This window comes from Clavibacter sp. VKM Ac-2872 (genome assembly GCF_015351105.1).
In the GTDB taxonomy this organism is placed as follows: domain Bacteria; phylum Actinomycetota; class Actinomycetes; order Actinomycetales; family Microbacteriaceae; genus Clavibacter.
In genome coordinates, this window is sequence record NZ_JADKRR010000004.1 from 142,182 (window position 1) to 165,467 (window position 23,286).

At 71.2% G+C, this 23,286-nt stretch carries 23 protein-coding genes and 2 tRNA genes; 10 read left to right on the forward strand and 15 right to left on the reverse strand.

Features of this window, described 5'->3' with window-relative positions; genetic code table 11:
* Nucleotides 1-230: 230 nt before the first annotated feature.
* The 3 genes from ITJ40_RS15360 to ITJ40_RS15370 all read left to right on the forward strand — a co-directional run bounded on the left by ITJ40_RS15360 (nucleotide 231) and on the right by ITJ40_RS15370 (nucleotide 2,666).
* Nucleotides 231-878 (forward strand): hypothetical protein, encoded by a 648-nt coding sequence (locus ITJ40_RS15360; RefSeq protein ID WP_194667893.1) that lies wholly within the window; start codon nucleotides 231-233, stop codon nucleotides 876-878.
* Nucleotides 875-1,501 (forward strand): hypothetical protein, encoded by a 627-nt coding sequence (locus ITJ40_RS15365; RefSeq protein ID WP_194667894.1) that lies wholly within the window; start codon nucleotides 875-877, stop codon nucleotides 1,499-1,501. Before ITJ40_RS15360 ends, ITJ40_RS15365 begins: the two co-directional genes overlap by 4 nt.
* Nucleotides 1,502-2,165: 664 nt before the next feature.
* Entirely contained in the window at nucleotides 2,166-2,666 is a 501-nt protein-coding gene (locus tag ITJ40_RS15370; protein WP_370532070.1) for a hypothetical protein, read from the forward strand.
* Between the two features lie 24 nt (nucleotides 2,667-2,690).
* Here ITJ40_RS15370 and ITJ40_RS15375 read toward each other — a convergent pair whose 3' ends face one another.
* Nucleotides 2,691-3,893 carry an LLM class flavin-dependent oxidoreductase gene (locus ITJ40_RS15375; protein WP_194667896.1) on the reverse strand — a complete coding sequence of 401 codons (1,203 nt, stop codon included), beginning with the start codon at nucleotides 3,891-3,893 and terminating at the stop codon, nucleotides 2,691-2,693.
* 559 nt (nucleotides 3,894-4,452) lie between these two features.
* Entirely contained in the window at nucleotides 4,453-5,031 is a 579-nt protein-coding gene (locus tag ITJ40_RS15380; protein ID WP_194667897.1) for a hypothetical protein, read from the reverse strand.
* Nucleotides 5,032-5,267: 236 nt separating this feature from the next.
* Between ITJ40_RS15380 and ITJ40_RS15385 the strand changes: the two genes are divergently transcribed.
* Nucleotides 5,268-6,380, forward strand: coding sequence for a type I restriction endonuclease (locus ITJ40_RS15385; protein ID WP_194667898.1), 1,113 nt, complete (start codon nucleotides 5,268-5,270; stop codon nucleotides 6,378-6,380).
* A 143-nt stretch (nucleotides 6,381-6,523) separates the two neighbouring features.
* Here the strand turns inward: ITJ40_RS15385 and ITJ40_RS15390 are convergent, their stop codons facing one another.
* The 10 genes from ITJ40_RS15390 to ITJ40_RS15435 all read right to left on the reverse strand — a co-directional run bounded on the left by ITJ40_RS15390 (nucleotide 6,524) and on the right by ITJ40_RS15435 (nucleotide 14,630).
* On the reverse strand, nucleotides 6,524-7,102 hold the full coding sequence (locus ITJ40_RS15390) for a hypothetical protein (RefSeq protein WP_194667899.1): 579 nt from the start codon (nucleotides 7,100-7,102) through the stop codon (nucleotides 6,524-6,526).
* Between the two features lie 48 nt (nucleotides 7,103-7,150).
* The gene (locus tag ITJ40_RS15395; protein WP_194667900.1) at nucleotides 7,151-8,476 is read right to left on the reverse strand and encodes a type IV secretory system conjugative DNA transfer family protein; all 1,326 of its coding nucleotides are present in this window, start codon (nucleotides 8,474-8,476) and stop codon (nucleotides 7,151-7,153) included.
* A gap of 49 nt (nucleotides 8,477-8,525) precedes the next feature.
* On the reverse strand, nucleotides 8,526-9,110 hold the full coding sequence (locus tag ITJ40_RS15400) for a hypothetical protein (RefSeq protein WP_194667901.1): 585 nt from the start codon (nucleotides 9,108-9,110) through the stop codon (nucleotides 8,526-8,528).
* Nucleotides 9,111-9,152: 42 nt separating this feature from the next.
* Nucleotides 9,153-9,854, reverse strand: a complete 702-nt coding sequence (locus tag ITJ40_RS15405) for a hypothetical protein (RefSeq protein ID WP_194667902.1) — start codon at nucleotides 9,852-9,854, stop codon at nucleotides 9,153-9,155.
* 21 nt (nucleotides 9,855-9,875) lie between these two features.
* Complete coding sequence (locus tag ITJ40_RS15410) at nucleotides 9,876-10,385, reverse strand: hypothetical protein (protein ID WP_194667903.1); 510 nt, start codon at nucleotides 10,383-10,385, stop codon at nucleotides 9,876-9,878.
* Nucleotides 10,382-10,960 (reverse strand): PqqD family protein, encoded by a 579-nt coding sequence (locus ITJ40_RS15415; protein ID WP_194667904.1) that lies wholly within the window; start codon nucleotides 10,958-10,960, stop codon nucleotides 10,382-10,384. The genes ITJ40_RS15410 and ITJ40_RS15415 overlap by 4 nt, the downstream gene beginning before the upstream one ends.
* A 38-nt stretch (nucleotides 10,961-10,998) precedes the next feature.
* Nucleotides 10,999-11,595, reverse strand: coding sequence for a hypothetical protein (locus ITJ40_RS15420; RefSeq protein WP_194667905.1), 597 nt, complete (start codon nucleotides 11,593-11,595; stop codon nucleotides 10,999-11,001).
* 42 nt (nucleotides 11,596-11,637) lie between these two features.
* A complete protein-coding gene (locus tag ITJ40_RS15425; protein ID WP_194667906.1) occupies nucleotides 11,638-12,411 on the reverse strand; it encodes a hypothetical protein in 774 nt (257 codons plus the stop codon).
* Between the two features lie 4 nt (nucleotides 12,412-12,415).
* On the reverse strand, nucleotides 12,416-14,413 hold the full coding sequence (locus ITJ40_RS15430; protein WP_194667907.1) for a hypothetical protein: 1,998 nt from the start codon (nucleotides 14,411-14,413) through the stop codon (nucleotides 12,416-12,418).
* A gap of 145 nt (nucleotides 14,414-14,558) precedes the next feature.
* Nucleotides 14,559-14,630, reverse strand: a tRNA-Arg gene (locus tag ITJ40_RS15435).
* A 129-nt stretch (nucleotides 14,631-14,759) separates the two neighbouring features.
* On the opposite strand from ITJ40_RS15435, the gene ITJ40_RS15440 reads away from it, so the two are divergent.
* A complete protein-coding gene (locus ITJ40_RS15440; protein ID WP_370532071.1) occupies nucleotides 14,760-18,566 on the forward strand; it encodes a DUF4011 domain-containing protein in 3,807 nt (1,268 codons plus the stop codon).
* Nucleotides 18,566-18,814 (forward strand): hypothetical protein, encoded by a 249-nt coding sequence (locus tag ITJ40_RS15445; RefSeq protein ID WP_194667908.1) that lies wholly within the window; start codon nucleotides 18,566-18,568, stop codon nucleotides 18,812-18,814. Before ITJ40_RS15440 ends, ITJ40_RS15445 begins: the two co-directional genes overlap by 1 nt.
* A 39-nt stretch (nucleotides 18,815-18,853) precedes the next feature.
* Here the strand turns inward: ITJ40_RS15445 and mscL are convergent, their stop codons facing one another.
* Genes mscL through ITJ40_RS15460 form a run of 3 tightly spaced genes read right to left on the reverse strand, consistent with a single transcriptional unit; the run spans nucleotide 18,854 to nucleotide 20,348 of the window.
* Entirely contained in the window at nucleotides 18,854-19,336 is a 483-nt protein-coding gene (mscL, locus tag ITJ40_RS15450) for a large conductance mechanosensitive channel protein MscL (RefSeq protein WP_194667909.1), read from the reverse strand.
* Nucleotides 19,337-19,364: 28 nt separating this feature from the next.
* Nucleotides 19,365-19,766: an FmdB family zinc ribbon protein gene (locus tag ITJ40_RS15455; protein WP_194667910.1), complete on the reverse strand. Its 402-nt coding sequence runs from the start codon at nucleotides 19,764-19,766 to the stop codon at nucleotides 19,365-19,367.
* Nucleotides 19,767-19,772: 6 nt separating this feature from the next.
* A complete protein-coding gene (locus ITJ40_RS15460; protein ID WP_194667911.1) occupies nucleotides 19,773-20,348 on the reverse strand; it encodes a 5-formyltetrahydrofolate cyclo-ligase in 576 nt (191 codons plus the stop codon).
* 40 nt (nucleotides 20,349-20,388) lie between these two features.
* On the opposite strand from ITJ40_RS15460, the gene galU reads away from it, so the two are divergent.
* From galU to ITJ40_RS15480, 4 genes are all read left to right on the forward strand, one after another.
* The gene (galU, locus tag ITJ40_RS15465) at nucleotides 20,389-21,285 is read left to right on the forward strand and encodes a UTP--glucose-1-phosphate uridylyltransferase GalU (RefSeq protein WP_012039135.1); all 897 of its coding nucleotides are present in this window, start codon (nucleotides 20,389-20,391) and stop codon (nucleotides 21,283-21,285) included.
* 54 nt (nucleotides 21,286-21,339) lie between these two features.
* A complete protein-coding gene (locus tag ITJ40_RS15470) occupies nucleotides 21,340-22,008 on the forward strand; it encodes a GNAT family N-acetyltransferase (protein ID WP_194667912.1) in 669 nt (222 codons plus the stop codon).
* A gap of 98 nt (nucleotides 22,009-22,106) precedes the next feature.
* Complete coding sequence (locus ITJ40_RS15475) at nucleotides 22,107-23,066, forward strand: hypothetical protein (protein ID WP_194667913.1); 960 nt, start codon at nucleotides 22,107-22,109, stop codon at nucleotides 23,064-23,066.
* Between the two features lie 47 nt (nucleotides 23,067-23,113).
* Nucleotides 23,114-23,186: transfer RNA gene (locus ITJ40_RS15480), tRNA-Ala, on the forward strand.
* Nucleotides 23,187-23,286: the final 100 nt, after the last annotated feature.

The following is a 23,286-nucleotide window of genomic DNA, read 5'->3' on the forward strand; positions in this document are numbered from 1 at the left end:
GAGGCCGCCATGTGCAGAGTGCCGTGTCGGGGGCGTGAAGCGGGGCGGAGTGCTGGGGAAGAGCCCAGGAGTGGAGCCTCCGTGGCGACCTGTGTAATGAGTGCTTTTCGCGCGGCGACTCTCCGGCATCCTCTTCCCGAGCAGGCCAGGGACGTCCGCACGTAGGAGGAATTGACATATGAACAGTGGCAGGCAGGCAGGCAGGCAGGCAGGCGAGAGGGCGTTTGGTTGTGGGCGCCGTCGTCACGACGATCAGCCTGACGGCTTCGGCGGCCCTGATGGTGACTACGACTCTTCATCCGACCGGTGAGGCGCGCTCACGCGTCGTCCAATCGTCACCGGCGCTTCTCGGCACCAGCGATGCCACGGTCAGCGCATCCCGAGCGGTATCTGATGCTCAGGACGATCAACTGGGTCAGATGCTCTCGCTCTTGGAGTCCCTCCCCGAGGATCTGAAGCAGGCCGACCCTAAGACGACTCCGAACTACGCAAACAGGCTGACCGCGGAGATCAATGCGCGACGCGGCGGGGCCTCAGAGGGCTCGAGCATTGCCTCTAGCAGCCCTGTCATCAGTACAGCTCTCTTCGCGCGGGACTCGGGAGGCCCGGGGGCGTCTACGACGGGTCCTCGCATCGAACTAGCCGTCAACTGGTTCGCTTGTGCGACTGACATCGTCGGTTTGATCGTGCAGTACGGCGTTCCGGTCGGCAAGGTCATCGGCTGGATCAAGGATGCACGCGCCATCTACGGCTCTGTCCGCGCCATCGCGGCCGCCATCAGGCGAGGCGACTTCGGTGTGACTGAGGGAGAGGACGCCGCGCAGGTGCTGGAGGGTCTTCTGGGTATCGACGGTGTCATCGCGGATTGCTTCACATGAACAGGGAGGGCAGTCAAGTGGGCAACGAACGAGCACGCAACTCAGACACGTGGGAACCGCCCGGGTTCGGGGCCGCGCTATCCGGGCACCTCATGTTCGGGGTCCTCAAAGCGCCGGGGGTCCTGCTGGCCCTGTGGCTTCTCACGACATTCTGTCTAGACGCCCGCGTGAGCTTCGGCGACATGGTCGTCGGCGTGGCGGCAGCAACCGTGGCGGCGGCGCTGGTCGAGGTCCTGGTCGAGGACCGCTTCTCGCGCGTACGTCGGCTGTCGTCGCCGGGTGGATGGGATTTCGCCCTCGTGCCGGCGCTCGCCGCCATGCCGATGGTCGTCCTCCTGGGCTGGCTGCTGAGCGGGGCGCTCATCGTCGGACTCGCCCTCGCCGCGGCGTGGGCACTCGTCGAGGCCGTGGAGATCGCGTGGCTGCGTCCGTGGGAGCCCGGCATGACCCAGGCGGAGCACGACGCCAAGTGGGTCGAGCTCAAGAAGATGACGAAGGACACGTTCGCTGACGATGTCGAGGAGATCCGCCGCCGCGCAGGGGAGCGGAGCATGCAGAGGTACCGCGAGGCGATCGAGCGAAAACGGCGCGAGGCGGGAAGCGACGAGGGCGGCAGCGCATGACGCCTCCGTGACAACCGATGTCCGGCCCGAGAGAGGGCATCCCCTCTCCATGAGCACACAGTGCCCGCGTGCTCATCTCGGTGCAGTACTGGTCGAGGACGGGAACCGCTCCGCAGCAGGCCGCATCCGCTACCCGTTTCGACAACCATCCGGGCGAGCCGATGCTCGGCCACAGGAGTGAACGGGGCATTGGCGTGAGTCATGAGAACCCTCGTGGGAAAAGAGTGTGTGGTAGCCCACATTGTCCCGGAGGTCATCGTCATCCGCCCCACGGTCACAACCTCTTGAGGAAGTGCAACTGGCCGTCAGCTGGTCCGCTCGTGCGACCGACTTCGTCGGATTGATCGTGCAGCACGCGTTCCGGTCGGCAGGGTCATCGGCTGGATCAAGGAAGCTCGCTCCATCTTCGGTTCGCTGTCGGGGATCGTTCGTGCGATCGCCAGAGGCGACTTCGCAGTGGCCGTCGGCGATGACGCTGCTGAGGTGATCGAAGCGTTGCTTGGAGTCGACGGAGTTATCGCAGACTGCTTCGGATGAACCGATCTAGAAGGAGGGCGCTCTCATGACAGGTGATCGACCACGCAACCCCGACTCGTGGGAGCCGCCTGGCCTGTGGGCACCCCTGTCAGGACATCTCGTCCTCGGGCTGGTCAAGGCGCCGGTCGTGCTCGTGCTCTTGTGGCTCGCGACCCTCCTGCCCGCCGTCCCCTCGCGGGGAGTCGGTGACCTGGTGGCGCTCGTCGCCGTGGCCATCAGCGTCGGTGCGCTGATCGAGGTCCTGGTCGAGGATCCCTTCGCCCGGCGTCGGAAGCTCTCGTCGCCGGGCGGCTGGGACTTCGCGCTCGTGCCCCCGCTCGTCGCGCTGGTCGGGGTGGTGGCCCTCGGATGGCTCATGAGCGGCTCTTTCGTGATGGGCACGGCGGTGGGAGCTGCCTGGGGGCTGGCATCCGCGGTCGGGATCGCCATCGGCCGCCCGTGGGAGCCCGGCATGACGCAGGACGAGTTCGACGGGAAGTACGCCGAGCTGAAGGACATGACCCGCGAGACCTTCGCGCCTGACGTGGAGGAGATCCGCCGTCGGGCCGGGGAACGGTCCATGCAGAAGTACCGCGACGCGATCGAGCGGAAGCGGCGGGAGGCGGGTGGGGACGGGGGCCGGCGCTGATGCCGTGCACCGGCGCGGAACCGCTCAGAGGCCGCGCGGCCCCCATGCCTCGGCCAGCAGCTCGTAGGAGCGGACCCGGGCCGCGGGATCGTGGGCGGTGGTCGTGATCAGCAGCTCGTCGGCACCCGTGACGCGCCGGAGCGTCTCCAGCTTCCGCGTGACCGTCGCGGGATCTCCGACGATCCGCGTGTCGAGGCGGTCCTGCACCTGGGCCAGCTCCGCGGCGTCGAGCGGCGCGGCGGCCTCGTCGTCGGGGGCGGGGTAGGGGATCGCGCCGCGACCCGAGCGGATGGAGAGCACCCAGCGCGCGAAGCCCGAGGCGAGGCGCCGGGCCTCCGCGTCGGTGTCGGCCACGAGCACGTCCGCCGAGACGATCACGTGCGGGGCCGCGAGCACGCCCGGGACGAAGTGCTCCCGGTACGCCGCGACGGCGTCGAGGACGCCCCACGGCGTCGAGTGGTAGTTGGCGCCGAAGGGGAGGCCGCGGGATCCGGCGACGCGGGCGCTCTCGCCAGCCGACGATCCGTGGATCCACACCTCGACCGTCGACCCGTCCGACGGGGGAGCCGCGATCGGCCCGATGTCCGGATCCGCGTACGTCCCGTCGAGGAAGGCCAGCAGGTCGTCCACCGTCTCGCCGAAGGGCGCGACCTCGGTGTCGCCGCGACGGAGGAGCCGGGCCTGCAGCTGGGCGCGGGACCGGTCCTTGAACATCACGGCGCGTGCGGGCACCAGGAGTCCGTCGACGACGCGGGCCTCGGCGTCGGCAGGCGCGGCGGCGTCGGCTCCCGCCCCCGCAGGCCGCTTCGGCGGCATCGGGCTGCGCCCGAGCCCGAGGTCGAACCGCGGCCCGTAGAGCCCCGTGACGGTGCCGAACGCCTCGGCGACCTGGAGCGCGCTGTGGTTCCCGATCAGGGTCGCCGCCGAGCCGACCCGGATGGAGCGGGTCGCCGCGGCGACGGCGGCCAGCATCGCGTGCGGGCTGGATCCGGCGAGACCCGGGTTCATGTGGTGCTCGGCGAGCCAGTACCGCGCGTACCCGGCGGCCTCCGCGCGCACGGACAGGTCGACGCTGTCGCGGAGCGCCTCGGCGGACGACGATCCGGCGGAGACGGGCACCAGGTCGAGGACGGAGAGCGGGACGCGCCGTGGGGGCCGGCCCGTGCCGGGAGCTGCGCCCGTCTCGGTGGACGGCGTGGTCCCGGATCCGCGTCCGGCATCGGGCATGCGTCGACTCCTCGTGTTCGGTGATGACCATCCGGCGGCGTGGACGCCGACCGAGATGCCGAGCGCGGTGAGACGGTGATGTCGGCCGCGCCTCCCGGATCGCCTCACGGCGCGGTCCCCAGTCTCATCCGCGCGGGACTGGTGCGGGCGAGCTGTCCACGGGCCGGCCGCGGTGCGACCGCGGAGCCGGTGCGGTCGGGTCGGCGCAGGGGGCCTCGGCCTCAGCGGCCCCGCCCGCGGTCCGGTCGGTGAGGGAGAGGTGTCCGCCTCCGGGGGCTCGCCGCGGGCAGGACGCGCGCGGAGGGGGTCGTCCCGATCGGCAGGTCCTGCGGACGCGGGGACGGAGGTCCGATGGTCAGTCGGTCGTCCGCCGTGGCGTCACGCGCGGCCGTGATCCACTCCTCCTGCTCATCCCGTCTCTCGCTCGGCGTGACCGCGGCGGCTTCCGCGGCGTCGAGCAGGGTCTGGGGATCGGGTCCTCCGACCTGCGGGGCGACGCCCAGCGCGCCGATGACCGCGACGCCTCCTGCCATCGCGCCGCTGACGATCGCGCGTCCGTTCACTCGTCCTCGGTCGTCTCGAAGGTCAGCGCGACGCGCCCGCGGAGAGAGGAGACGAAGCGGTAGGCCTCCTCGGTGAGGAACTCCTCGAACGACATCCCGAGTCGCTGCACGCCCTCCTCGATGGCCGCTCGGTCGGCGTCGTCCGCGAGCGCGTCATCACGCGTGGCGAGCGCGATCTCCCCGAGGGTCCGTCGACCGTCGACCCTGTAGAGGAAGCGAGCGCCGTACTCCGTCAGCTCGAACGGCTCGTCGGATGCGGAGGTGAAGCGGTACCCCTCGTCGAGCACCGCGTCCAGGACGATGTCCACACGGGGTGCGGGGATCACGTCGAGGGCGGACAGCGGAGCGTCGTCGCCGTAGAGGGCGACGATCCCGAGCCGGGCGAATCCGACGAGGCGGCGGCGCTCCTCCTCCGTGAAGTCCTGGTCCGTGCGCGTCGGGTCGATGGACCGGAGCAGCTCCGCGTCCTCGGGTCGGGGGCTGAAGTGGCGCGTCCGTCGCGTCAGCGGATCCTGCAGCGCGAGGTTCGGCTGCCCGTCGAGGACTCCCAGGTGGCCGAGCTGGATGACATGCATGGTGATCTCTCTCCGTGAGGACGGCGGCGGCTCGGAGCCGGGGTCGTGCACTGCGCGTCTGGCGCGGTGCGGGGCGGTGCTCGGGCATCGACTGTAGCGGTCGGCCGGCCATCCCGCGTTCGCTTCCCCGGGGTCACCCGCGCGAGTCGACGTCGTCCCGAAATGGGGGCACCCGCATCTCCATGTGCGCGCATGGACATCCGTATCGTCGGCATCACCGAGACGAGGGAGTCCCCATGGAATTCGCCGAACGACTGGCCGCCCTGGCCCTGAAGGTGCGCAACCAGCGCGAGGCCATCCAGACGGAGGAGGCGACGAAGAACGCGTTCATCATGCCGTTCATCTCCACGATCCTCGGATACGACGTCTTCAACCCGCTCGAGGTGGTCCCCGAGTTCACCGCGGACCTCGGCCTCAAGAAGGGCGAGAAGATCGACTACGCGATCATGCGCGACGGCGAGGTGCAGATCCTCATCGAGTGCAAGAAGTCGACCGAGCCGCTCAAGATCGAGCACGCGTCGCAGCTCTTCCGCTACTTCGCCGTGACGAACGCGCGCATCGCGGTGCTCACGAACGGCGAGGTCTACCACTTCTACACGGACCTCGACGCGCCGAACCGCATGGACGAGAAGCCGTTCCTCGTGCTCGACCTCGCCGACATCGACGAGACCCTGCTGCCCGAGCTGACGAAGCTCACGAAGGATGTGTTCGACCTCGACTCGATCATCAGCGCGGCCGGCGAGCTCAAGTACGTCGGGGCGCTGAAGCGCGCGATCGCGGCCGAGTTCCGCGAGCCGACCCCGGAATGGGTGAAGCTCCTCACCCGCCGCGTCTACGACGGCATGTTCACGGAGAAGGTGCGTGACCAGTTCACGACGCTCGTCGGCAAGGCCTCGAAGCAGTACCTGAACGAGCAGGTGAACGACCGGCTGAAGACGGCGCTCGGGGCTCCCGCGTTCCCGTCGGCGCCGACCGCGGTGTCGGCCGACGCGATCACCAGCGAGGAGGTCGTGGAGGCGGACCTCGACCGCGACACGGAGATCGAGACGACGCTCGAGGAGCTCGAGGGCTACCAGATCGTCAAGGCGATCGCCTGCAGCGAGGTGAAGCCGCAGCGGGTGGTGCACCGCGACGCGAAGTCGTACCTCGCGATCCTCCTCGACGACAACAACCGCAAGCCCATCGCGCGCCTGCACTTCAACGGCAAGAAGCAGAAGTACCTCGGGCTCTTCGACGCGCACAAGGTCGAGACGCGCCACCCGATCGGATCGCTCGACGAGATCTACGCGCACGCGGACGTGATCCGCGAGGCGATCCGGGTCCACGCGGGGGAGCCGGTCGGCACGTAGTCCCGGGCGCCGGGCGGGACGGATGGGCTGCGCCTCACCTCACCGCATCTCGTCGGGGAGACGAGGGTGGCTTGAGGGGGATGCCCGCCGCACCGACGAAGGCGACTCCTCCGACCAGGACGCCCCCAGGATCCGGCGCCCTTTCACGGCCGCTCGGTCGCCTCGAATGTCACGGCCACGCGACCCCGGAGGGCGGAGATGAGGCGGTAGGCCTCGTCCATCAGGAAGCGCTCGAAGGACTGCCCGGTGCGCGCAACGCCCTCCTCGATCGCGGCGCGGTCGGCGTCGACCGCGAGGGCATCGTCGCGCGTCGCCTCGGCGATCTCCCCGAGCGTGCGTGGACCGTCGGCCTCGGTGAGGAACCGGGCGCCGTACTCGGTCAGCTCGAACGGCTCGTCGGATCCCGAGCTGAAGCGGTATCCGTCGTCGAGCACCTCATCGAGGATGATGTCCACGCGCGGCACGGGTATGACGTCCAGGGCCGAGAGAGGTGCGTCGTCGCCGATGCGGGCGACGATGCCGAGCTTCGCGTACCCGACGAGGAGACGGCGCTCCTGCTCGTCGAGATCCTGGTCGGCCAGGGTCGGGTCGATCGACCGCAGCAGCCGGGCCGTCTCCGGCGCGAGCGTGTGGTTCCTGGTCTTCGACGTGAGGGGATCCAGCAGCGCGAGGTTCGGCTCGCCCTCGAACTCGCCCAAGTACCCGAGTGGGACGACGTGCATGGGTCCTCTTCTTCCTGTCGTGGGATTGGTTCGATGCGTCGCGCGAGCTCAGGCGCGCACCCCGGCTGGCGATGGCACCGACGGCGGCGCGAACCGGAACCGCACCGGCGGGCCGTCCGGCAGCGCCGCGACGCAGGTCCCGACGCCGAGGCTCGAGAGGTCCCAGTCCTCGACCACCGCACCCGTGATGACCTCCTCGCGGAGACCGGTGCCGCGCACCGACGCGTCGAACCGCGTGAGCTTGCGGTTCGCGCCGAATCGGTCGCCCACGAAGCGCCGCGAGTCGCCGTCGTAGAGCCGGAACGCGAACACGGATCCGAACGCGGACAGCACCGACGCGGCCATCTCGGGCCCGTACATCTCCTGCACCTGCTTGACGTTCTGCGTGCCGACGATGTACCGCAACCCCAGCGAGCGGCCGAAGTTCACGCCGTCCGAGAGGTGCGTCAGCTCGGGCAGCAGGGCGAACTCGTCGAGCACGAAGAACACGCGTCCGGCGGCGCGGCGGCGCGACATGGCCTCCTTCATCGCGACGTCGAGCATGGTCGTGAACACCGGGGCGAGCGTGCTGCCCGAGGCGATGTCGTATTCGAGGAAGAGCGCCCGCGCGCCCTTCGCGCGGAGGAACGCGCGGATGGAGAAGTCCCCCGGCCGCCCGAACGAGGAGCGGAAGGACTCCTGGATCACCTGCTGCATGAACGCCATCGTCGCCATGGTCGAGTTCGACCCCTCCTTGGCGATGTGGTGGCGGGCGCCGCGGAGGTCGGCGTTGTCCGGACGGTCGAGCAGCGCGTGCATCTCGCCGATGCCCATGCCGCCGACGATCATGCGGATGTCGCGGTTCGAGCGCTCCTCGGATTCCCGGTACATCGCCGTGACGAGGGCCGTGAACACGTCCCGCGCGGCGTTGGCGAAGTACGCGTTGTCGCCGGCGTCCGCGATGAGACGCGAGAACAGGCCGCTGCACATCTCGAAGATCTCGTCCTCGGGCAGGCGGCCCGGCGGCAGCGCGCGGAACTCCTCGAACAGGTTCCACGAGACCTGACCCGCGAACTCGTCGGCGAGCGTCGCGGCGATCACCGCGTCGCCCGGCCGGTGGAACGTCTCGTGGTAGTCGCCCTTGGTGTCGAAGACGACCATCACGTCGTCGGCGGTCATGCTCGCGCGCACCGAGGTGACGAGCGCGGAGATGCCCACGGTCTTCCCCGTCCCTATGCCGCCGAGGTAGAGCACGTGCCGGCCGAGCATGGCGTCGTCGAACCCGATGCTCGTGCCGGTGACGCCGTGCACGCCGAACTCCGCCGGCCGCGGTCCGAGGTGCCCCGCGCAGTCCCGCAGCGCCGTGCCGCTGACGACCTCCTCCGAGTAGGGCATCACCACTCCGGTCGCACGGAAGCGCGGATCGCAAGAGGCATCTCGGTGCTCACGCCGGTTCCTCGGCGGTCGCCTCGAACGTGACCGCCTCTCGTCCGCGCAGGGCGGCGATGAAGCGGAAGACCTCGTCCTCGATGCACTCATCGAACGTCTGCTGCAGCTCCACCTCGCCGACGCGGATCGCGGCCCTGTCCTCCTCGTCCGCGAGCGCCTCCTGCTTGACGGCCAGAGCGATCTCCCCGAGGGTCTTCCTGCCATCGACCCGGGACATGAGGCGCGCGCCGTATTCACTGAGTTCGAACGGCTCGTCCACCTCCGACGAGAAGCGGTAGCCGTCGTCGAGGATGGCGTCGAGGACCACGTCGTACCGAGGGGCCGGGATGAACGACAGCTCGGACAGGGCCGCCCCGTCCTCGACGAGCGCGACCATGCGGAGCGCGGTGCAGATCTCGAGGAGGCGATGCTCTTCCGGGGTGAACACGCGGCCGGTCTCGGTGGGGTCGAGGGAGAGGAGGAGCTCGAGCGCCTCCGGGGTCAGGTCGTAGCTCGCGGACTTCCGCGTCAGGGGATCCTGGACGGCCATGTTGTGGAGGCCGTCGAATTCGGCGATGTGGCCGAGCTGCACGACGTGCATGTCATCCATCCTCTCGGGGCGCTGTGCGTGTGGGCCGCATGATCACGCGGGGGACTCGCCTGTCGGAGGGAGCCTTCCGGGCTCCGCGTGACTCGTGGCCCGCTCGTCCACGGCGAGGTGGATCGCGTGCGGTTCGAACGAGACCGCGTCGTTCCCGCGGAGCGCTCGGATGAACCGGTACGCCTCGGCTTCGAGGAACTCGCCGAAGGACGCGCCCGATTCCCGCTCGATCCGCTCGATGTCGGACTGCTCCTCCGCGCGGGCGACAGCCTCCTGCTGGACGGACCTGACGATCTCCGCGAGACTCCGCCTGCTGTCGGCCAGACCGAGGAAACGGGTGCTGTGCTCGCTCAACTCGAATGTCCGGCCGAGCGTCGACGTCAGCTGATAGCCGCGGTCGGTCATCCCGACGAACCTGATGTCGGCGCGGGGGACCGGGATGAACGTCAGCTCGTCGACGGAGTCCTGGTCGCTCGTGATCGCCACGATGCCGAGACGCGCGAAGCCGCGGAGGTACCGCCATTCCTCCGGCGTGAAGTCGTGGACCGTGTCTGTGGGGTCGAGCGCGTGCAGCAGCGCGAACATGGCGGGGTCGAGCCGATACCCCTTCCTCTCCTCCGTCCGGGGATCCTGCACGGTGACGTTGGGTTCGCCGTCCACCTCACTGAGGTATCCGAGTCGCACGACGTGCATCGGCTTCCTCTCGCTCGCATTCTCCGCGAGGTGTGTCGGCGCGACGCCCACCCCACGCGCTCCGCTCGGCCTTCACCATTCCGGCTCCGGGTCGGCGAGGTCCGGCGGACCAGGGGTCATGGCCTCGATCGCGTCCGCATCGGACGATTCCGCGGTTGACTCGGAAGCCAGATCATCGGCCCCTGGAGCTCCATCGGCTCCGCCCGGTCGCTCCGACCGCTCGTCGGTCGTCGGCGCATCGTCTTCGGACACGCCCTCACCGTCACGGTTCTCCTCCGGAGGCCGGCTCGTTTCGGCAGGCGGTGGGTCGAGGTGGACGGTCGTCGTGTCCGGGTCCGTCACATCGTCGGGTCTCACTAGTTCACGGTCGAGCCCGGGAGCATCGTCCCGGGCTGCATCCGCGGCCTCGTCGTTCTGTGCTTCCTGCTCCGCGCGTCGTTCCATGGGTGTCACGGCAGCTTCCATCCCATCGATCACCTTGCCGAGGTCGGGAGCGTCCTGCGCAGGTGCCGGGGAGCTGAGGGCGATCGCCGCCGCGACACCGCCGATGGCAGCGACGCGGCCTGTGCGTCCGCGATTCACGGAGCGGGCGCCGGCTCGAAGGTGACCGTCGGGTTCCCGCGGAGGGCGTCCACGAAGCGATAGGCCTCGACGATGAGGAAGTCCTCGAAGCTCTGCCCCTGGAGGCGGACGTGCTCCTCGATCTCCTCCCGGTCGCCTTCGTCGGCGAGCGCCTCCCGCCGGACCGCTTCCGCGATCGCGCCCATGTCTGTGCGGCCGTCGACCTTCTCCAACAGCCGCGTCCCGTACTCGCTCAGCTCGAACGGCCGATGGAGGTCGGAGTCGAAGCGGAAGCCATCGTCTAGCGCCGCGTCGAACCTGACGTCGGCGCGGGTGACGGGGATGAAGCGGAGAGCCGTGAGCGGAGCGTCGTCGTCGAATAGCGCGACGACCCCCAGGCGCGCCATGCCCTCGAGCAGCCGGGACTCCTCCTCCGTGAACGCCCTGTCGGTCTCCCGGGCGTCGAGCGACGGGATCAGATCTGAGAGGGGAGGGCTCAGCGTGTAGCTCCTCGCCTCCGCGGTGAACGGATCCTGGACGGTGACGGTGGGTGCGCCGGCGTAGTCGCTGATGTTGCCGAGGGGTACGACGTGCATGGTCTTCCTCCGAAGGGGTGATGTCGGGACGAGGGTGGCTACGCCAGCGATGCGCTCGCAGGTTGGCCGGGGCGCGGTTCGAGGCTGAGGGCGGGATTCGCGGCGCAGGCCTTCGCGAACCGGAAGGCCTCATCCCGGAGCAGATCGTCGAACAGGATGCCGCGACGCTCGTCCTCTTCGATCTCCCGGCGCTCGTCGTCATCGTCGAGCGCGCGGTCCCGGACGCTCTGCATGATCTCGCCGAGGGTGCGCCGGCCGTCGGCCTCGTGCAGGAACCTCGCGGCGTACTCGCTCAGCTCGAACGGACCCCCCGGCTCGGAGCTGAGGCGGTACCCCTCCTCGAGCGCCGCGTCGAAGAGGATGTCGGTCCGGGTGACGGGGAGGAAGTCGAAGCGTGCGAACGGAGCGTCGTCGGGGACGAGCGCGATGACGCCGATCCCGGCCATGTTGCGGAGGATCCGGCGTCCATCCGCCGTGAAGGGCTGGTCGGCGGCGACCGGGTCGACGCGTCGGATCAGGTCGAGCAGCCGCGGGGTGAGGGTGTAGCTCCGGGCCTCGTTCGTCAGGGGATCCTGGATGGTGATGTCCGGCGTCGGTCCGGAGTCCCGGAGCTGGCCCAGCTGTACGACGTGCATGTGCCTCCCTGTCTGCGGCGTGATCCGCGATCGTGCGGCGGCTCAGCCCCACGTACCCGCGAGCTTGCCGCGTGCCTGGGCGTCGAGGATCAGGGCGCCGGCCTCGAACGAGATGCGGTCGAGGTCGTCGGGGCGGATGTAGAGGCCCGCGTCCGACGCGCTGACGATGCCGAGTTCGCGCGCCAGCACCCAGAGCGCGGCGCCGAGGACCGCGATGACCCCGAGCGCGACGAAGAGGACGAGCACGAAGAGGATCTTCGCCACGTCGTGCCGGGTGGTGATCTCCTGCCGCTGGCTGCCGGAGATCACGCTGATGACCGCCGCCCTGCTGCGGAGCACGAAGAACCCGATCACCCCGAGGACGAGGGCGAAGAAGGTGCCCACGCCGAACAGCCACGCGAGGCCGTCGAGGCTGGAGGTGTCGGCGCCCACGAGCAGCAGCCAGGCGATGAGGCTGACGAGGAGGTTGATCGCGGTGCCGGCGAGCGCCGCCACGCCGAGCGCGTCGTAGCCGGTGTCGCGGCCCACCTCGATGCCGTCGACCTTGTCGATCTTGTACTCGCGCGAGTAGGTGGACGAGGACGAGACCGTCTTCGCCTCGGCCGAGTAGATCACGCGGGAGTCGGTGACGAAGAGGTAGCTCACCAGGCGCCCGAGCGGGCGGGTGCGGCGCGCCACGGGGTACGTGCCGAGCACGGTCTCGTCGGGGAGGAGGCGGAAGGGGTGCGTCGGCGCGGCCGGGACCGTGCCACCTCCGCCGCCGTCCTCGACGATCGGCTTCGTCGCGGCGTCGTCATCCATCTGCGGTTCGAACATGCGGTCAGGCTCCCCAGGGGTCGGTGCGGTCGGTGGTGCGTGCGGTGGTGGACGTCGCGGCTGACGCGGGTCGGTCGCCGAGCAGGGTCGGTCGCGTGCCCGTGATGCGCGGCGGCGGCGGGGCCAGGGCCAGGGCGCCGTGGCGGGGTGGCCCGCCGACCACATCGGGCGGCGGATCCACGTCGAGCGCACCCGTGCGTCCGCCGGATGCCGCAGGCGGGGCCGGCGACGCGAGCAGCGAGCAACGCTCCACCGCGCGGGCGCCGAGGGGCGGATCTCCCGCCAGCCGCTCGTCGAGCCGGGTGCGGCGGCGCGCGGACAGGGTGGCGTCGAGCCGCGCGCGTGCCGAGCCGACGCGCGCCGCCACCGCCCGTCGGCGCCGGATCAGGAGCACGAGCCCGATGGCGACCGCGAGGGCGAGGAGCGCTGCGGCGGCGACGCCCGCCGGCGTCAGGCTGCTCGTCCGGACGACGGTCGCCCGCGTGGCATCGTCCCCGCCTCGGCGGCTGTCCGCCGAGTCGACCCAGGAGCCGAGCGGGAGATCCAGCGTCACGTCGGTGCCGTCGAGGACGCGGTGCCCGGACGCCAGGGTCGCGAATCCGGGGTCGATCGCGTACTCGGAGTGGCGGACGAGGAGGCCGTCGTCCACGACCCGCATCCCGACGGAGGCTCCCGGGGCCCATCGCGCGTAGCGGTCCGCGAAGTCCTCGACGCTCGCACCCGCGATGGTCACGGTGTAGGTCGTGCTGTCCGGTCCCGCGTCGGAGGCGATCGTGCCGACGTCCGGATCCGGCCGGTAGCGCTGCAGGAAGCCGTCCCCGACGGCGTCGGCGCTGGACCTCGGGACGACGATGGTGGTCGTGCCGGTCACGTCCCCGCCGGAGCCGACGGAGAGGTGCGACGCGAGCGAGGAGATGGGCGGGCTGAGCACGAAGCTCTGAGGGCTCGAGGTGGACGATCCCACGTCCGCCGACACCGGGGCGTAGCCGGCACCTGCGGTGAAGTGATCCTGCACGCCGCCCCGACCGACGGCGTCGGGGGCGCAGACCGCCGCGCACGACGCCGTGTCGGTGAGCTGCATGACCTGCTGCGACGGGTCGTCCGCCTGCGGGGAGATGTCGACCGCGAAGCTCGTGGCGCCGCCGCCGAGCGCGGTCGCCGTGTCCGACCGGATGGAGCCCGCGTCGCCGGAGAACGTCATCGTCCACGTGCCCGGCTCGGGTGCGGCGACCTCGGCTCCCGCCGGAGTGGCGCCCTTGAGGAACGCGTCGAGGCGCGCCTGGTCGGCCTGGTCCCTTCCCGGCTCGGCGCGGTACGTGATGGTCCGCGTGATGCGCCCCGGGTCGGATGCGTCGGTCGCCATCGAGACGCCGTCGAAGCCGTGGTTCTCCTCGTGCGAGTAGGAGAGCGGATCCCCGACGTCCGTGTGCCGCGCTCCCGCGAACACGACGGCTGCGCTGCCCTCCTCGCGCAACGAACCGACGCCCTCGCTGCCGTCCACGACGCCGTCCGCGATCAGGCCGGAGAACATCCACCCCAGCAGGTCGCTGCTCGTGAACGACTCCTGGAGGTCGATGCCCCGCACGAGCGCGGAGTCGGTGACCGTGAACCGGGGCGCGGACGAGCCCGTGCGCGAGGAGAGGAGCGCGGCGACCTGGCCCGAGTAGTCCGCGGGGGAGGAGAACGCGAGCGTGAAGGTCGCGGTGACGCCGCCGTCGGCCGTGCCGGTGATGCCCGAGTAGGCCAGGCGGGAGGGCAGGTGCCGGCGGACCGACGCGTCGATGGCCGCCGAGCCACCCGACACCTTGGCGAGGTCCTGCTGGCTCAGGGTGACGGTCATCTGCCGGGAGCCGGATCCGCCGGCGTCCACGGTCATCGTGGTGTCGATCACCGCCCCGCAGGCGCTGAGGGCGAACGCGATGACGATGCCCAGCGCGGCGGCAGCGAGGCGTCGGCGCCCGCGCGCCCGCAGCGTGTCCGGGGTCGGTCGGCGCCTCGTCACGGCGTGCACGGGGCCGCTGACCTGATCATGCGCTGAAAGTAGCGTCAGCCGACGCGCGGCCACCGGGGTTCTCCACGGCGGGACCGGCGTCGCGGTCGGGCCGAGCCCGAGGGGTCCGCGACGGGCGATCGCGCGAAGCGGAGGGTGCCCCTGGAGGGACTCGAACCCCCAACCCTTTCCTTAGGACGGAACTGCTCTTCCATTGAGCTACAGAGGCTGACCGGCCCATGGTAGCGGAGGGGTCGCCGTGTGGCGGGGGAGGCCGCCGGGGGACACCGCCGGCGGATCCGCCCCCGCACGGCGTCGCCTGCCGGTTTCCCCACCCGCCGCGTCGTACTGTTGCCGGGTGTGGCGTGCCAATGAACGATCCGACGACGACGACGACCTGCTCTCCGGGTTCGCCGCCGAGCCTCTTGAGGACCCCCACGTGAATGCTTCCCACAACAGCACCAGCCCCCACGACCTCCGGGTCGGCGACGTGCAGCTCGGGAGCGGCAACGTGGCCGAGCCCCGCTGGCGCGAGTGGCGCGAGCAGCTCGCCGACATCGGCGGCACCTCCCCTCTCCTGCACTTCGTGGACGCGCCCGGCTCCCGCATCGAGCTGAGCACCACGCACCCGGGCGGCCTGGCGCAGTTCATCACGGGCAAGACGACGCTGCTGTCCTCTCTGATCCGCGACGACCTCGCGCTCCGCAGCGCCCGCAAGGCCGCGAACCGCATCACCCAGAAGGGCATCGAGCTGGTCTCGGCCCGGGGCATCGAGTCGATCCACCTGGCCATCGGCCTCGCCGAGTGGCGCTTCGCCGACGAGCAGTTCCGCGCGCCGGTGCTCCTGCGCCCGCTCGCGATCCGCCGCCACGGCAGCGACTACGAGGTGCGCCTCAAGGGCCAGCCGTTCCTCAACCCGGCGCTGGCCCGGGCGCTCGAGGAGCAGTTCCAGATCACGCTCGACGCCGAGTCCTTCGTCGCGCTCGCCGTGCAGAACGGCGCGTTCAAGCCGCAGCCCGTGATCGACCGCCTCCGCGGCCTCACCTCGCACCTGCCCGCGTTCGCCGTGCAGCCGCGCCTCGTCGTCTCCTCCTTCGCGGAGGTGGGCCGGGCGCTCGCCGAGGATGCCGAGCACCTCGAGCACCTCGTCATCGACGCCATCGCCGGCAACCCCACCGCGAAGTGGGGCGTGGGCGAGGCCTACGCGCCCGTGGACCCGATCCCGCAGGACCAGCGCCCGCCCGTCACCGACACGCTGCTGCTCGACGCGGATCCCGAGCAGGAGTACGTCATCGCGCAGATCAACGCGGGCAACTCGCTCGTGGTGACGACGCTCCCCGGCACCGGCGGCACGCAGACCATCGTCAACTCGATCGGCTGCCTCGTCGCGCAGAACAAGCGCGTGCTCGTCGTGAGCCCTCGCGCCTCCTCGCTCAAGGGCATCGGCCAGCGCCTCGCCGACGTCGGCCTGCCGGGCCTCGCGGTCGCGCCGAAGTCCCTCAAGCGCGACGTGGTCCAGTCCATCGTCCGCAACGAGAAGGCCGCCCCCGCGCAGACCGCCGAGGTCGACGACGCGCTCGTGCGCCTCCGCCACGTGCTGCTGGATTACCGCTTCGCGCTCGGGCGCCCCGACAAGGACCTCGGCGTCTCCGTGCTCGACGCGCTCGGCGAGCTGTCCCGTCTGGCGCTCCTGCCGGATCCGCCGGCCACGACCGCGCGCCTCACCCGGGACGCCGTGACGGCCATCGCGCACGACCGCGCGAGCGCCGCCGCCTCCCTCGTCAAGGCCGCGAGCCTCGGCGAGTTCCGCTACGGGCCGGGCGACTCGCCCTGGTACGGCGCCACCTTCTCCACGAGCGCGGCGGCGACCCACGCGCACGACCTCGCGAAGTCGCTCTCCGCCGACGGCCTGCCGCGGCTCCTCGAGCGCGCGGACGAGCTCATCGGCCAGACGCGGATGCGCGCCTACCGGTCCATCGACGAGCTCGGCGTGTACCTGCGCCTCCTCCTCGACGTGCGCGAGACGCTCGACAAGTTCCAGCCCGTCGTGTTCGACCGGTCGCTCAGCGAGATCATCGCGGCCACCGGTTCCCGCCGCGACGCCCCCGAGATGACGAGCATCACGCGCCGTCGTCTCCGCAAGCTCGCACGCGAGTACGTGCGCCCGGGCGTCCACATCTCCGACATGCACGCGAGCCTCACGGCCATCCAGAAGCAGCGGATCCTGTGGCAGCGCTACGTCGCTGTCGGCTCCACGCCCGAGGTCCCGCGCGGCATCTCCGACGTGCACGTGCGCTACCAGGAGGTCGCGGCCGACCTCAAGGTGCTCGACGAGCCGCTGAGCATGCTCACGCGTCCCACCCCGCTCGGCCAGCTGCCCATCGACGAGCTGCGCGAGAAGGTCGCCCAGCTCGCCGAGGACAGCGAGGTGCTCCAGAACCTGCAGGAGCGCACCTCCCTCCTCGCCGAGCTCCGCCGCCTCGACCTCGATCCGCTGCTCCGCGACCTCTCCGACCGGCACGTGCCCCAGGAGGCCGTCGCCGCCGAGCTCGAGCTCGCGTGGTGGCAGTCCGTGCTGGAGCAGATGCTCGCGGGCGACAAGGCGCTCCTCAACGCGAACACGAGCGTGCTCGACCGCCTCGAGTCCGACTTCCGTCTGGTCGACGAGGCGCACGCCACCGCCAGCGCGGGACTGCTCGCCTGGCAGCTCGCGGAGACGTGGAAGATCGGCGTCGTCGACTGGCCCGAGGAGGCGCACCACCTGCGCCAGCTGCTCGGCGGATCCGCCCCCGTCGACGCCGCGGCCCTCCACCACTCCGCGCCCCACCTCTCCCGCACCATCGCGCCGGTCTGGCTCGCGTCGCCCTACGAGGTGCCCGCGATCACCGACGAGATGCCGTTCGACGCCGTGTTCCTCGTCGACGCCGGCGCCATGACGCTCGCGGAGGCCCTCGGCGGCATCCGCCGCGGCAAGCAGACCGTCGTGTTCGGGGATCCCGTCACGCAGACGCCGTCGCCGTTCACCATCGCGGTCGTCCCGCAGCCGGAGCGCTCCACGCCGCAGCTCGCCGACGACGACTCCACGCTCGAGGAGCGCCACGCCGACTCCGCGCTCGCGCGCCTCGGCGAGCTCCTGCCCACCCTCTCCCTCACGCGCAGCTACCGCGCGGGCGGCGAGGACCTGGCCGAGCTCGTCAACCGCCGCTTCTACGGCGGCCGGATCCAGTCCCTCCCGTGGGCGGGCACGTTCCTCGGCCACGGCAGCCTGTCGCTCGACTTCGTCGCCGACGGCCACGGCATGCCGGACGAGGACACCGGCGCCGTCGAGAGCGTCGACGCCGAGGTGATCCGCGTGGTGGAGCTCGTGCTCGACCACGCGAGCCACCGCCCGCGCGAGTCCCTCATGGTCATCACCGCGAGCGCCCGTCACGCCGTGCGCGTGCAGCAGGCCGTGCTCCACGCGGCGGCCAAGCGCAGCGACGTCACCGAGTTCTTCATCGGCGACCGCGCCGAGCCGTTCATGGTCGCGACGCTCGAGCAGTGCGTCGCGCAGAGCCGCGACCGCGTGATCTTCTCGGTCGGCTACGGCCGCACCCCGCACGGCCGCGTGCTGTCGAACTTCGGTGCCCTCGCGGCGCCCGGCGGGGAGCGCCTGCTCGCCGTCGCGATGACGCGCGCCCGCCGGTCGATGGTGGTCGTCTCCTGCTTCCAGCCCTCGGACATCGACCAGGACCGGATGAAGCACGGCATCGTCGCGCTCGCCCAGATCCTCTCCGAGGCGGAGGCGCGCTTCCGCGAGGACCCGATCCCCGACGACGGCGACGCCATGCTCGTCGACCTCGCCCGCCGCCTCGAGGGCCTCGGCCTCGCGCCCGCCCTCGGCCACCGCGACAAGCTCGGGCTCGTCGCCTCCTACGGCGGCAGGGCCATCGCGATCGAGACGGATCCCGTCGTCAACCAGACGAGCCTCCGCGAGTCGCTGCGCCTCCGGCCCGAGATGCTCAAGCGCCTCGGCTGGCACTACCTCCGCGTGCACTCCTTCGAGCTGTTCGCGGATCCGGACGCCGTCGCCCGCCGCATCGCCACCGCCCTCGGCGCGATCTCGGACGCGCATCCGGTGACCGCTCCCGTGCAGGTCCAGGCCGGCGCGCACCGGGCGGACTGATGCCGGAGCGCGACGCGTCGGACGCCGACCGGGCGGCCGACGCCGCGGGGGAGCGTCGCCCGGCCCGCCGGTCGCGGCGCGCGTGGACGTCGCCGGTGCCCGGATCCGACCCCACGCCGCAGGCCGCCGCGCGCGCCCCCGCGGTGCCCGCGGCCGAGGACGCGCCGCAGGGCTGGGGCGATGCACCCGCCGCCTCCGACGCCAACGACGACCGCCTCCGGCTCGACCGACCGCCCCACTGGGGCTGACGCTCGACGCCGGAGGCGGTCGGGTCGTGCGGATCCGCGCTAGGCGGGTGTCCCCGGCTCGGCCACGTGCTGGCCGGTCGACGACGGGATCGTGTGCGCGCCCTCGGGGGACGGCCGCCCGGCGAGCAGGTCGCGGATCTCGATGAGCAGCTCGGTCTCGGTCGGCGGCACGTCCTGGGGCGTCGCCTCCTCCTCGGCCTTCTGCTTCGCGAACGCGACCTTCTTGAGGTGGTTGACGGGCAGCACGAGCGCGAAGTAGACGACCGCGGCGACGATGAGGAAGTTGATGAGCGCCGCCAGCACGGCCCCGAGGGAGAGGGTCGCCTCGCCGCCCGACGCGGTCGGGATGCCGATCTGGAATGCGTCCGCGAGCGTCGACGCGTTGAAGAGAGCGCCGATGAGCGGATTGAAGACGTTGGTGACGATGGCCGTCACGATCGCGGTGAACGCGGCGCCGATGACGACCGCGACCGCGAGGTCGATGACGTTGCCGCGGAGGATGAACTCCTTGAAGCCCTTCACGGGTGCTCCTGACGTGCGGGCCGTCCGATCAGGTGGACGGCGAGGACGGACCGGAGCCCGAGGACGCGGGACCGGAGGGGGTGCTGGGGGTCACTGTACCGGAGCCCTGGCCGGTCGTCCCGGATCCCGAGGAGTCGGAGGAACCCGACGACGAGGAGGACGACGAGTCGGAGGAGGACGAGGACGACGCGTCGCTCGACTTCGCCGCCGCCGACGACCCCGACGACGACCGCGACCGCTTCGCCGCGTCCTCGGTGCGCGAGTCGTTGCGGTAGAAGCCGCTGCCGGTGAAGCTCACGCCGACGGCGGCGAACAGCTTGCGGAGCTTGCCGCCGCACACGGGGCACTCGGTGAGGGAGTCGTCGGTGAACGCCTGGACGACGTCGAAGGCGTTGCCGCACACCGTGCAGCGGTAGGAGTACGTGGGCATTGGTCCCTAGAAGGAGTGGATGAGGGTCGGGGTCACGATGCCGTCGACCGGCATGTCGTGCTTCTCCCGCGGGAGCTCGTCGACGAACTCGGCGTCGAACACCACAGCGTAGACCGGGGGGCAGGCCTCCATGGATCCGAGGGTCTTGTCGAAGTAGCCGCGGCCCCAGCCCATGCGCATGCCGCCCTGATCGACGGCGGCCGCGGGCACGACGATGAGGTCGACGTCGTTGATGGCGATCGGCCCGAGCAGCTCGCCCACGGGTTCCGGCAGGCCGAACAGGCCCTCGGTCTCGGTGCCGTCGCTCACGACCCAGTCGAGAAGGCCGTCGTTGCGCGACACCGGCAGCAGCACCTGCTTGTCGTTCGCGTGCAGCCACTGGAGGAACGGCCGTGTGGTGGGCTCGTCGACCGTGGAGAGGTAGCAGGCCACCCGGTCCGCGTCGTGGTTCGCCACGAGCTCGGTCAATCGGCTGGTCAGCCCGTGCGCCGCCTCGTCGCGCTCCGTCGTGGTCATCTGCCGACGACGCTCCCGCAGCTGGGCCCGCAGGGCCCTCTTCTCGTTCCCGACATCGCTCGGCATGGTTCGAGTCTAGGTATGTTCGCCCGCTACGCTCGATCGCATGGTCACCCACATCACGAAGGCCGTCATCCCCGCCGCGGGACTCGGAACGCGCTTCCTTCCCGCGACGAAGGCGATGCCGAAGGAGATGCTGCCGGTCGTCGACCGCCCGGCCATCCAGTACGTGGTGGAGGAGGCCGTGGGAGCGGGACTGCACGACGTCCTCATGATCACGGGCCGCAACAAGACCGCCCTCGAGAACCACTTCGACCGCAACGCCGAGCTCGAGGCCACCCTCCAGCTCAAGGGCGACGACGCGAAGCTCCGCAAGGTCAACGAGTCCACCGACCTCGCCGACATGCACTACGTCCGCCAGGGCGATCCCAAGGGCCTCGGCCACGCGGTGCTCCGCGCCGAGATGCACGTGGGCCGCGAGCCGTTCGCCGTGCTCCTCGGCGACGACATCATCGACAAGCGCGACGTGCTCCTCTCCCGCATGATCGAGGTCCAGCTCCAGCGCGGCTGCTCCGTCGTCGCGCTGCTCGAGGTGGATCCCTCGCAGACGCACCTCTACGGCGTCGCCACGGTCGAGGAAACCGACGACGACGACGTGGTGCGCATCACCGGCATGGTCGAGAAGCCCGCGGCGGGCACGGCGCCGTCCAACCTCGCGATCATCGGCCGCTACGTGCTGCGACCCGAGGTCTTCGACGTGCTGCACAAGACGGAGCCCGGCAAGGGCGGCGAGATCCAGCTCACCGACGCGCTCGAGAAGATGGCCGCCGCACCCGAGTGGACGGGCGGCGTCTACGGCGTCGTCTTCCGCGGCCGTCGCTACGACACGGGCGACCGGCTCGACTACCTGAAGGCCATCGTCCAGCTCGGCGTCGACCACGAGGACCTCGGCGAGGGCCTGCGCGAGTGGCTGCCCGAGTTCGTCAAGACGCTCGAGCGCTGATCGGCGGCGGAGCGCGGGCCAGGCGCACCGGCGCGCGCGCTGAGGCCTAGGCTCATGGACGTGCCGCAGACCGTACCTACCATGCGGGACGGGCGCATCTCCGTCCGGCCCATCCGGCTCCGCGACTCGCGGGCCCTCGAGCGCTCGCTGCTCGACAACCGCTCCTGGCTCCGCAAGTGGGAGGCGACGAGCCCCTACGCGCCCATGGCGTTCGACACGCGGGCGAGCATCCGATCCCTGCAGGCCAACGCGCGCGCCGGTCTCGGCGTGCCGCTCGTCATCGACTACGACGACGAGTTCGCCGGCCAGCTCAACGTGTCGTCCATCGCGTACGGCTCGCTCTCCAGCGCGACCATCGGCTACTGGGTCGGCCAGGAGTTCGCCGGCCGGAACGTCACGCCCACGGCGGTCGCGCTGGCGACCGACTACTGCTTCACGACGCTCGGACTGCACCGGATGGAGATCTGCATCCGCCCGGAGAACGCGCCCAGCCTCCGCGTCGTGCAGAAGCTCGGCTTCCGCTACGAGGGCCTGCGCCGCCGCTACATCCACATCAACGGCGACTGGCGCGACCACTTCTGCTTCGGCCTCGTCGTCGAGGAGCTGTCCACCAGCGTGCTCGCGCGCTGGAAGGAGGGCGGCGTGGATCCGGAGTGGTCGCGCGTCCCCGACGAGGACGTCCAGGCCGCGGCCGTGCCGCTGGCGGTGCAGCGCCGGATCTGAGGTCAGCAGCGTCCGCGGACCTGCGGATGCGCCGGTCCGGGCATGGACACGCGGCGCGCTTCCCGCGTCGGGCCCGCCGGACCTCCTAGCCTCGGGACATGCAATCCGGCGGCATCATCATCGCGCTCTCCGCGGTGCTCTGGCTCGCCTACCTGCTGCCCACGTGGCTGCACCGGCGCCAGTACATGGCGACCGAGCGCAACGCCGTGCGCCTCCAGCAGACCCTGCGGATCCTGGCCGAGACGGCCGAGGTCCCCGACGCGGTGCGCGCCGAGACCAGCGCCCGCAGCGTCGTCGAGCAGCAGCGTGCCCTCCGCCGGGCCGCAGAAGAAGCCGAAGCCGCCGCGCGTGCGCGAGACGCCGCCGCCCAGCGCGCCCTACCGAAAGTGGCCCCCGTGTCCGCAACGTCGCCCTCCGCCGCCACGCGCCTCCGCCGCAGCCGGCTCGCCGCCACCGCCGTCCTCGCCCTCGCCCTCGTCGGCGTGGTCGCCGGGATCGCCCAGGTCGTCGGTGCCGGCGCCTGGACGCTGCTCGTGATCTCGTCCGTCGCCGCCATGGGGTCGCTCGCGATCCTGCAGCGCATGTCGCAGGTCGCCGCCGCCCGCCGCCACCAGGCGCCCGAGGCCCGCCCGATGCCGCGCACCGGGTTCACCGACTTCCAGGAGTCCGCCACGCGGACCGCCGAGCCCGTCGCGGAGCGCGAGGAGGGCGAGTCCTGGACCCCCGTGCCCGTGCCGAAGCCGCTCTACCTCTCCCGCTCGCAGGCGCCCGGCCCGCGTCCCGGCGCCGGCAGCGCGCCGCGCACGCCGCTCTCGCCCGTCGAGGAGATGCGCCGCGCCGCCGCCGCGTCCGAGGAGACGCTGCGACGCGCCCACCTCGAGCCCGAGGTCGCCCGCCTGTCGGCCGAGGACGAGGGGGACGCATCCGCCGCCCCGGCCGCGCCCGCCGCGCGCACCGCTCCCGTCAGCCGCTTCTCCCGCATGGGCATCGTCGACGACGCCGAGCCCGGGATGGGGGACCTCGACGAGGTGCTGCGCCGCCGTCGCGCGGTCGGCTGACCTGTTCGGAGGGCTCCTCGCGGCGTGGTAGTCTCGTGGAGTTGTCAGGGCCTATGGCGCAGTTGGTAGCGCGCCTCGTTCGCATCGAGGAGGTCAGGAGTTCGAATCTCCTTAGGTCCACAAGAACCCCGCTCCGGCGGGGTTTTTGCTTGTCCGCTGCGGGCGATGGGTATCCCTCACGTGCTGTGAGGGATGGGAACGCGACACGCGATGGCGGCCC

Bases quoted from the DNA above. Each gene is read 5' to 3' on its own strand.
- ITJ40_RS15380 (WP_194667897.1), bottom strand. From the start codon at position 5,031: ATGCATGTCATCCAGCTCGGCCACCTGGGAGTCCTCGACGGGCAGCCG.
- ITJ40_RS15395 (WP_194667900.1), bottom strand. From the start codon at position 8,476: ATGCCCTACTCGGAGGAGGTCGTCAGCGGCACGGCGCTGCGGGACTGC.
- galU (WP_012039135.1), top strand. From the start codon at position 20,389: ATGGTCACCCACATCACGAAGGCCGTCATCCCCGCCGCGGGACTCGGA.
- ITJ40_RS15460 (WP_194667911.1), bottom strand. From the start codon at position 20,348: ATGCCGAGCGATGTCGGGAACGAGAAGAGGGCCCTGCGGGCCCAGCTG.
- ITJ40_RS15425 (WP_194667906.1), bottom strand. From the start codon at position 12,411: ATGTTCGAACCGCAGATGGATGACGACGCCGCGACGAAGCCGATCGTC.
- ITJ40_RS15455 (WP_194667910.1), bottom strand. From the start codon at position 19,766: ATGCCCACGTACTCCTACCGCTGCACGGTGTGCGGCAACGCCTTCGAC.
- ITJ40_RS15415 (WP_194667904.1), bottom strand. From the start codon at position 10,960: ATGCACGTCGTACCCCTCGGCAACATCAGCGACTACGCCGGCGCACCC.
- ITJ40_RS15475 (WP_194667913.1), top strand. From the start codon at position 22,107: ATGCAATCCGGCGGCATCATCATCGCGCTCTCCGCGGTGCTCTGGCTC.
- ITJ40_RS15365 (WP_194667894.1), top strand. From the start codon at position 875: ATGAACAGGGAGGGCAGTCAAGTGGGCAACGAACGAGCACGCAACTCA.
- ITJ40_RS15420 (WP_194667905.1), bottom strand. From the start codon at position 11,595: ATGCACGTCGTACAGCTGGGCCAGCTCCGGGACTCCGGACCGACGCCG.
- ITJ40_RS15445 (WP_194667908.1), top strand. From the start codon at position 18,566: ATGCCGGAGCGCGACGCGTCGGACGCCGACCGGGCGGCCGACGCCGCG.
- ITJ40_RS15400 (WP_194667901.1), bottom strand. From the start codon at position 9,110: ATGCACGTCGTGCAGCTCGGCCACATCGCCGAATTCGACGGCCTCCAC.
- ITJ40_RS15385 (WP_194667898.1), top strand. From the start codon at position 5,268: ATGGAATTCGCCGAACGACTGGCCGCCCTGGCCCTGAAGGTGCGCAAC.
- ITJ40_RS15375 (WP_194667896.1), bottom strand. From the start codon at position 3,893: ATGCCCGATGCCGGACGCGGATCCGGGACCACGCCGTCCACCGAGACG.
- ITJ40_RS15470 (WP_194667912.1), top strand. From the start codon at position 21,340: ATGGACGTGCCGCAGACCGTACCTACCATGCGGGACGGGCGCATCTCC.
- ITJ40_RS15390 (WP_194667899.1), bottom strand. From the start codon at position 7,102: ATGCACGTCGTCCCACTCGGGTACTTGGGCGAGTTCGAGGGCGAGCCG.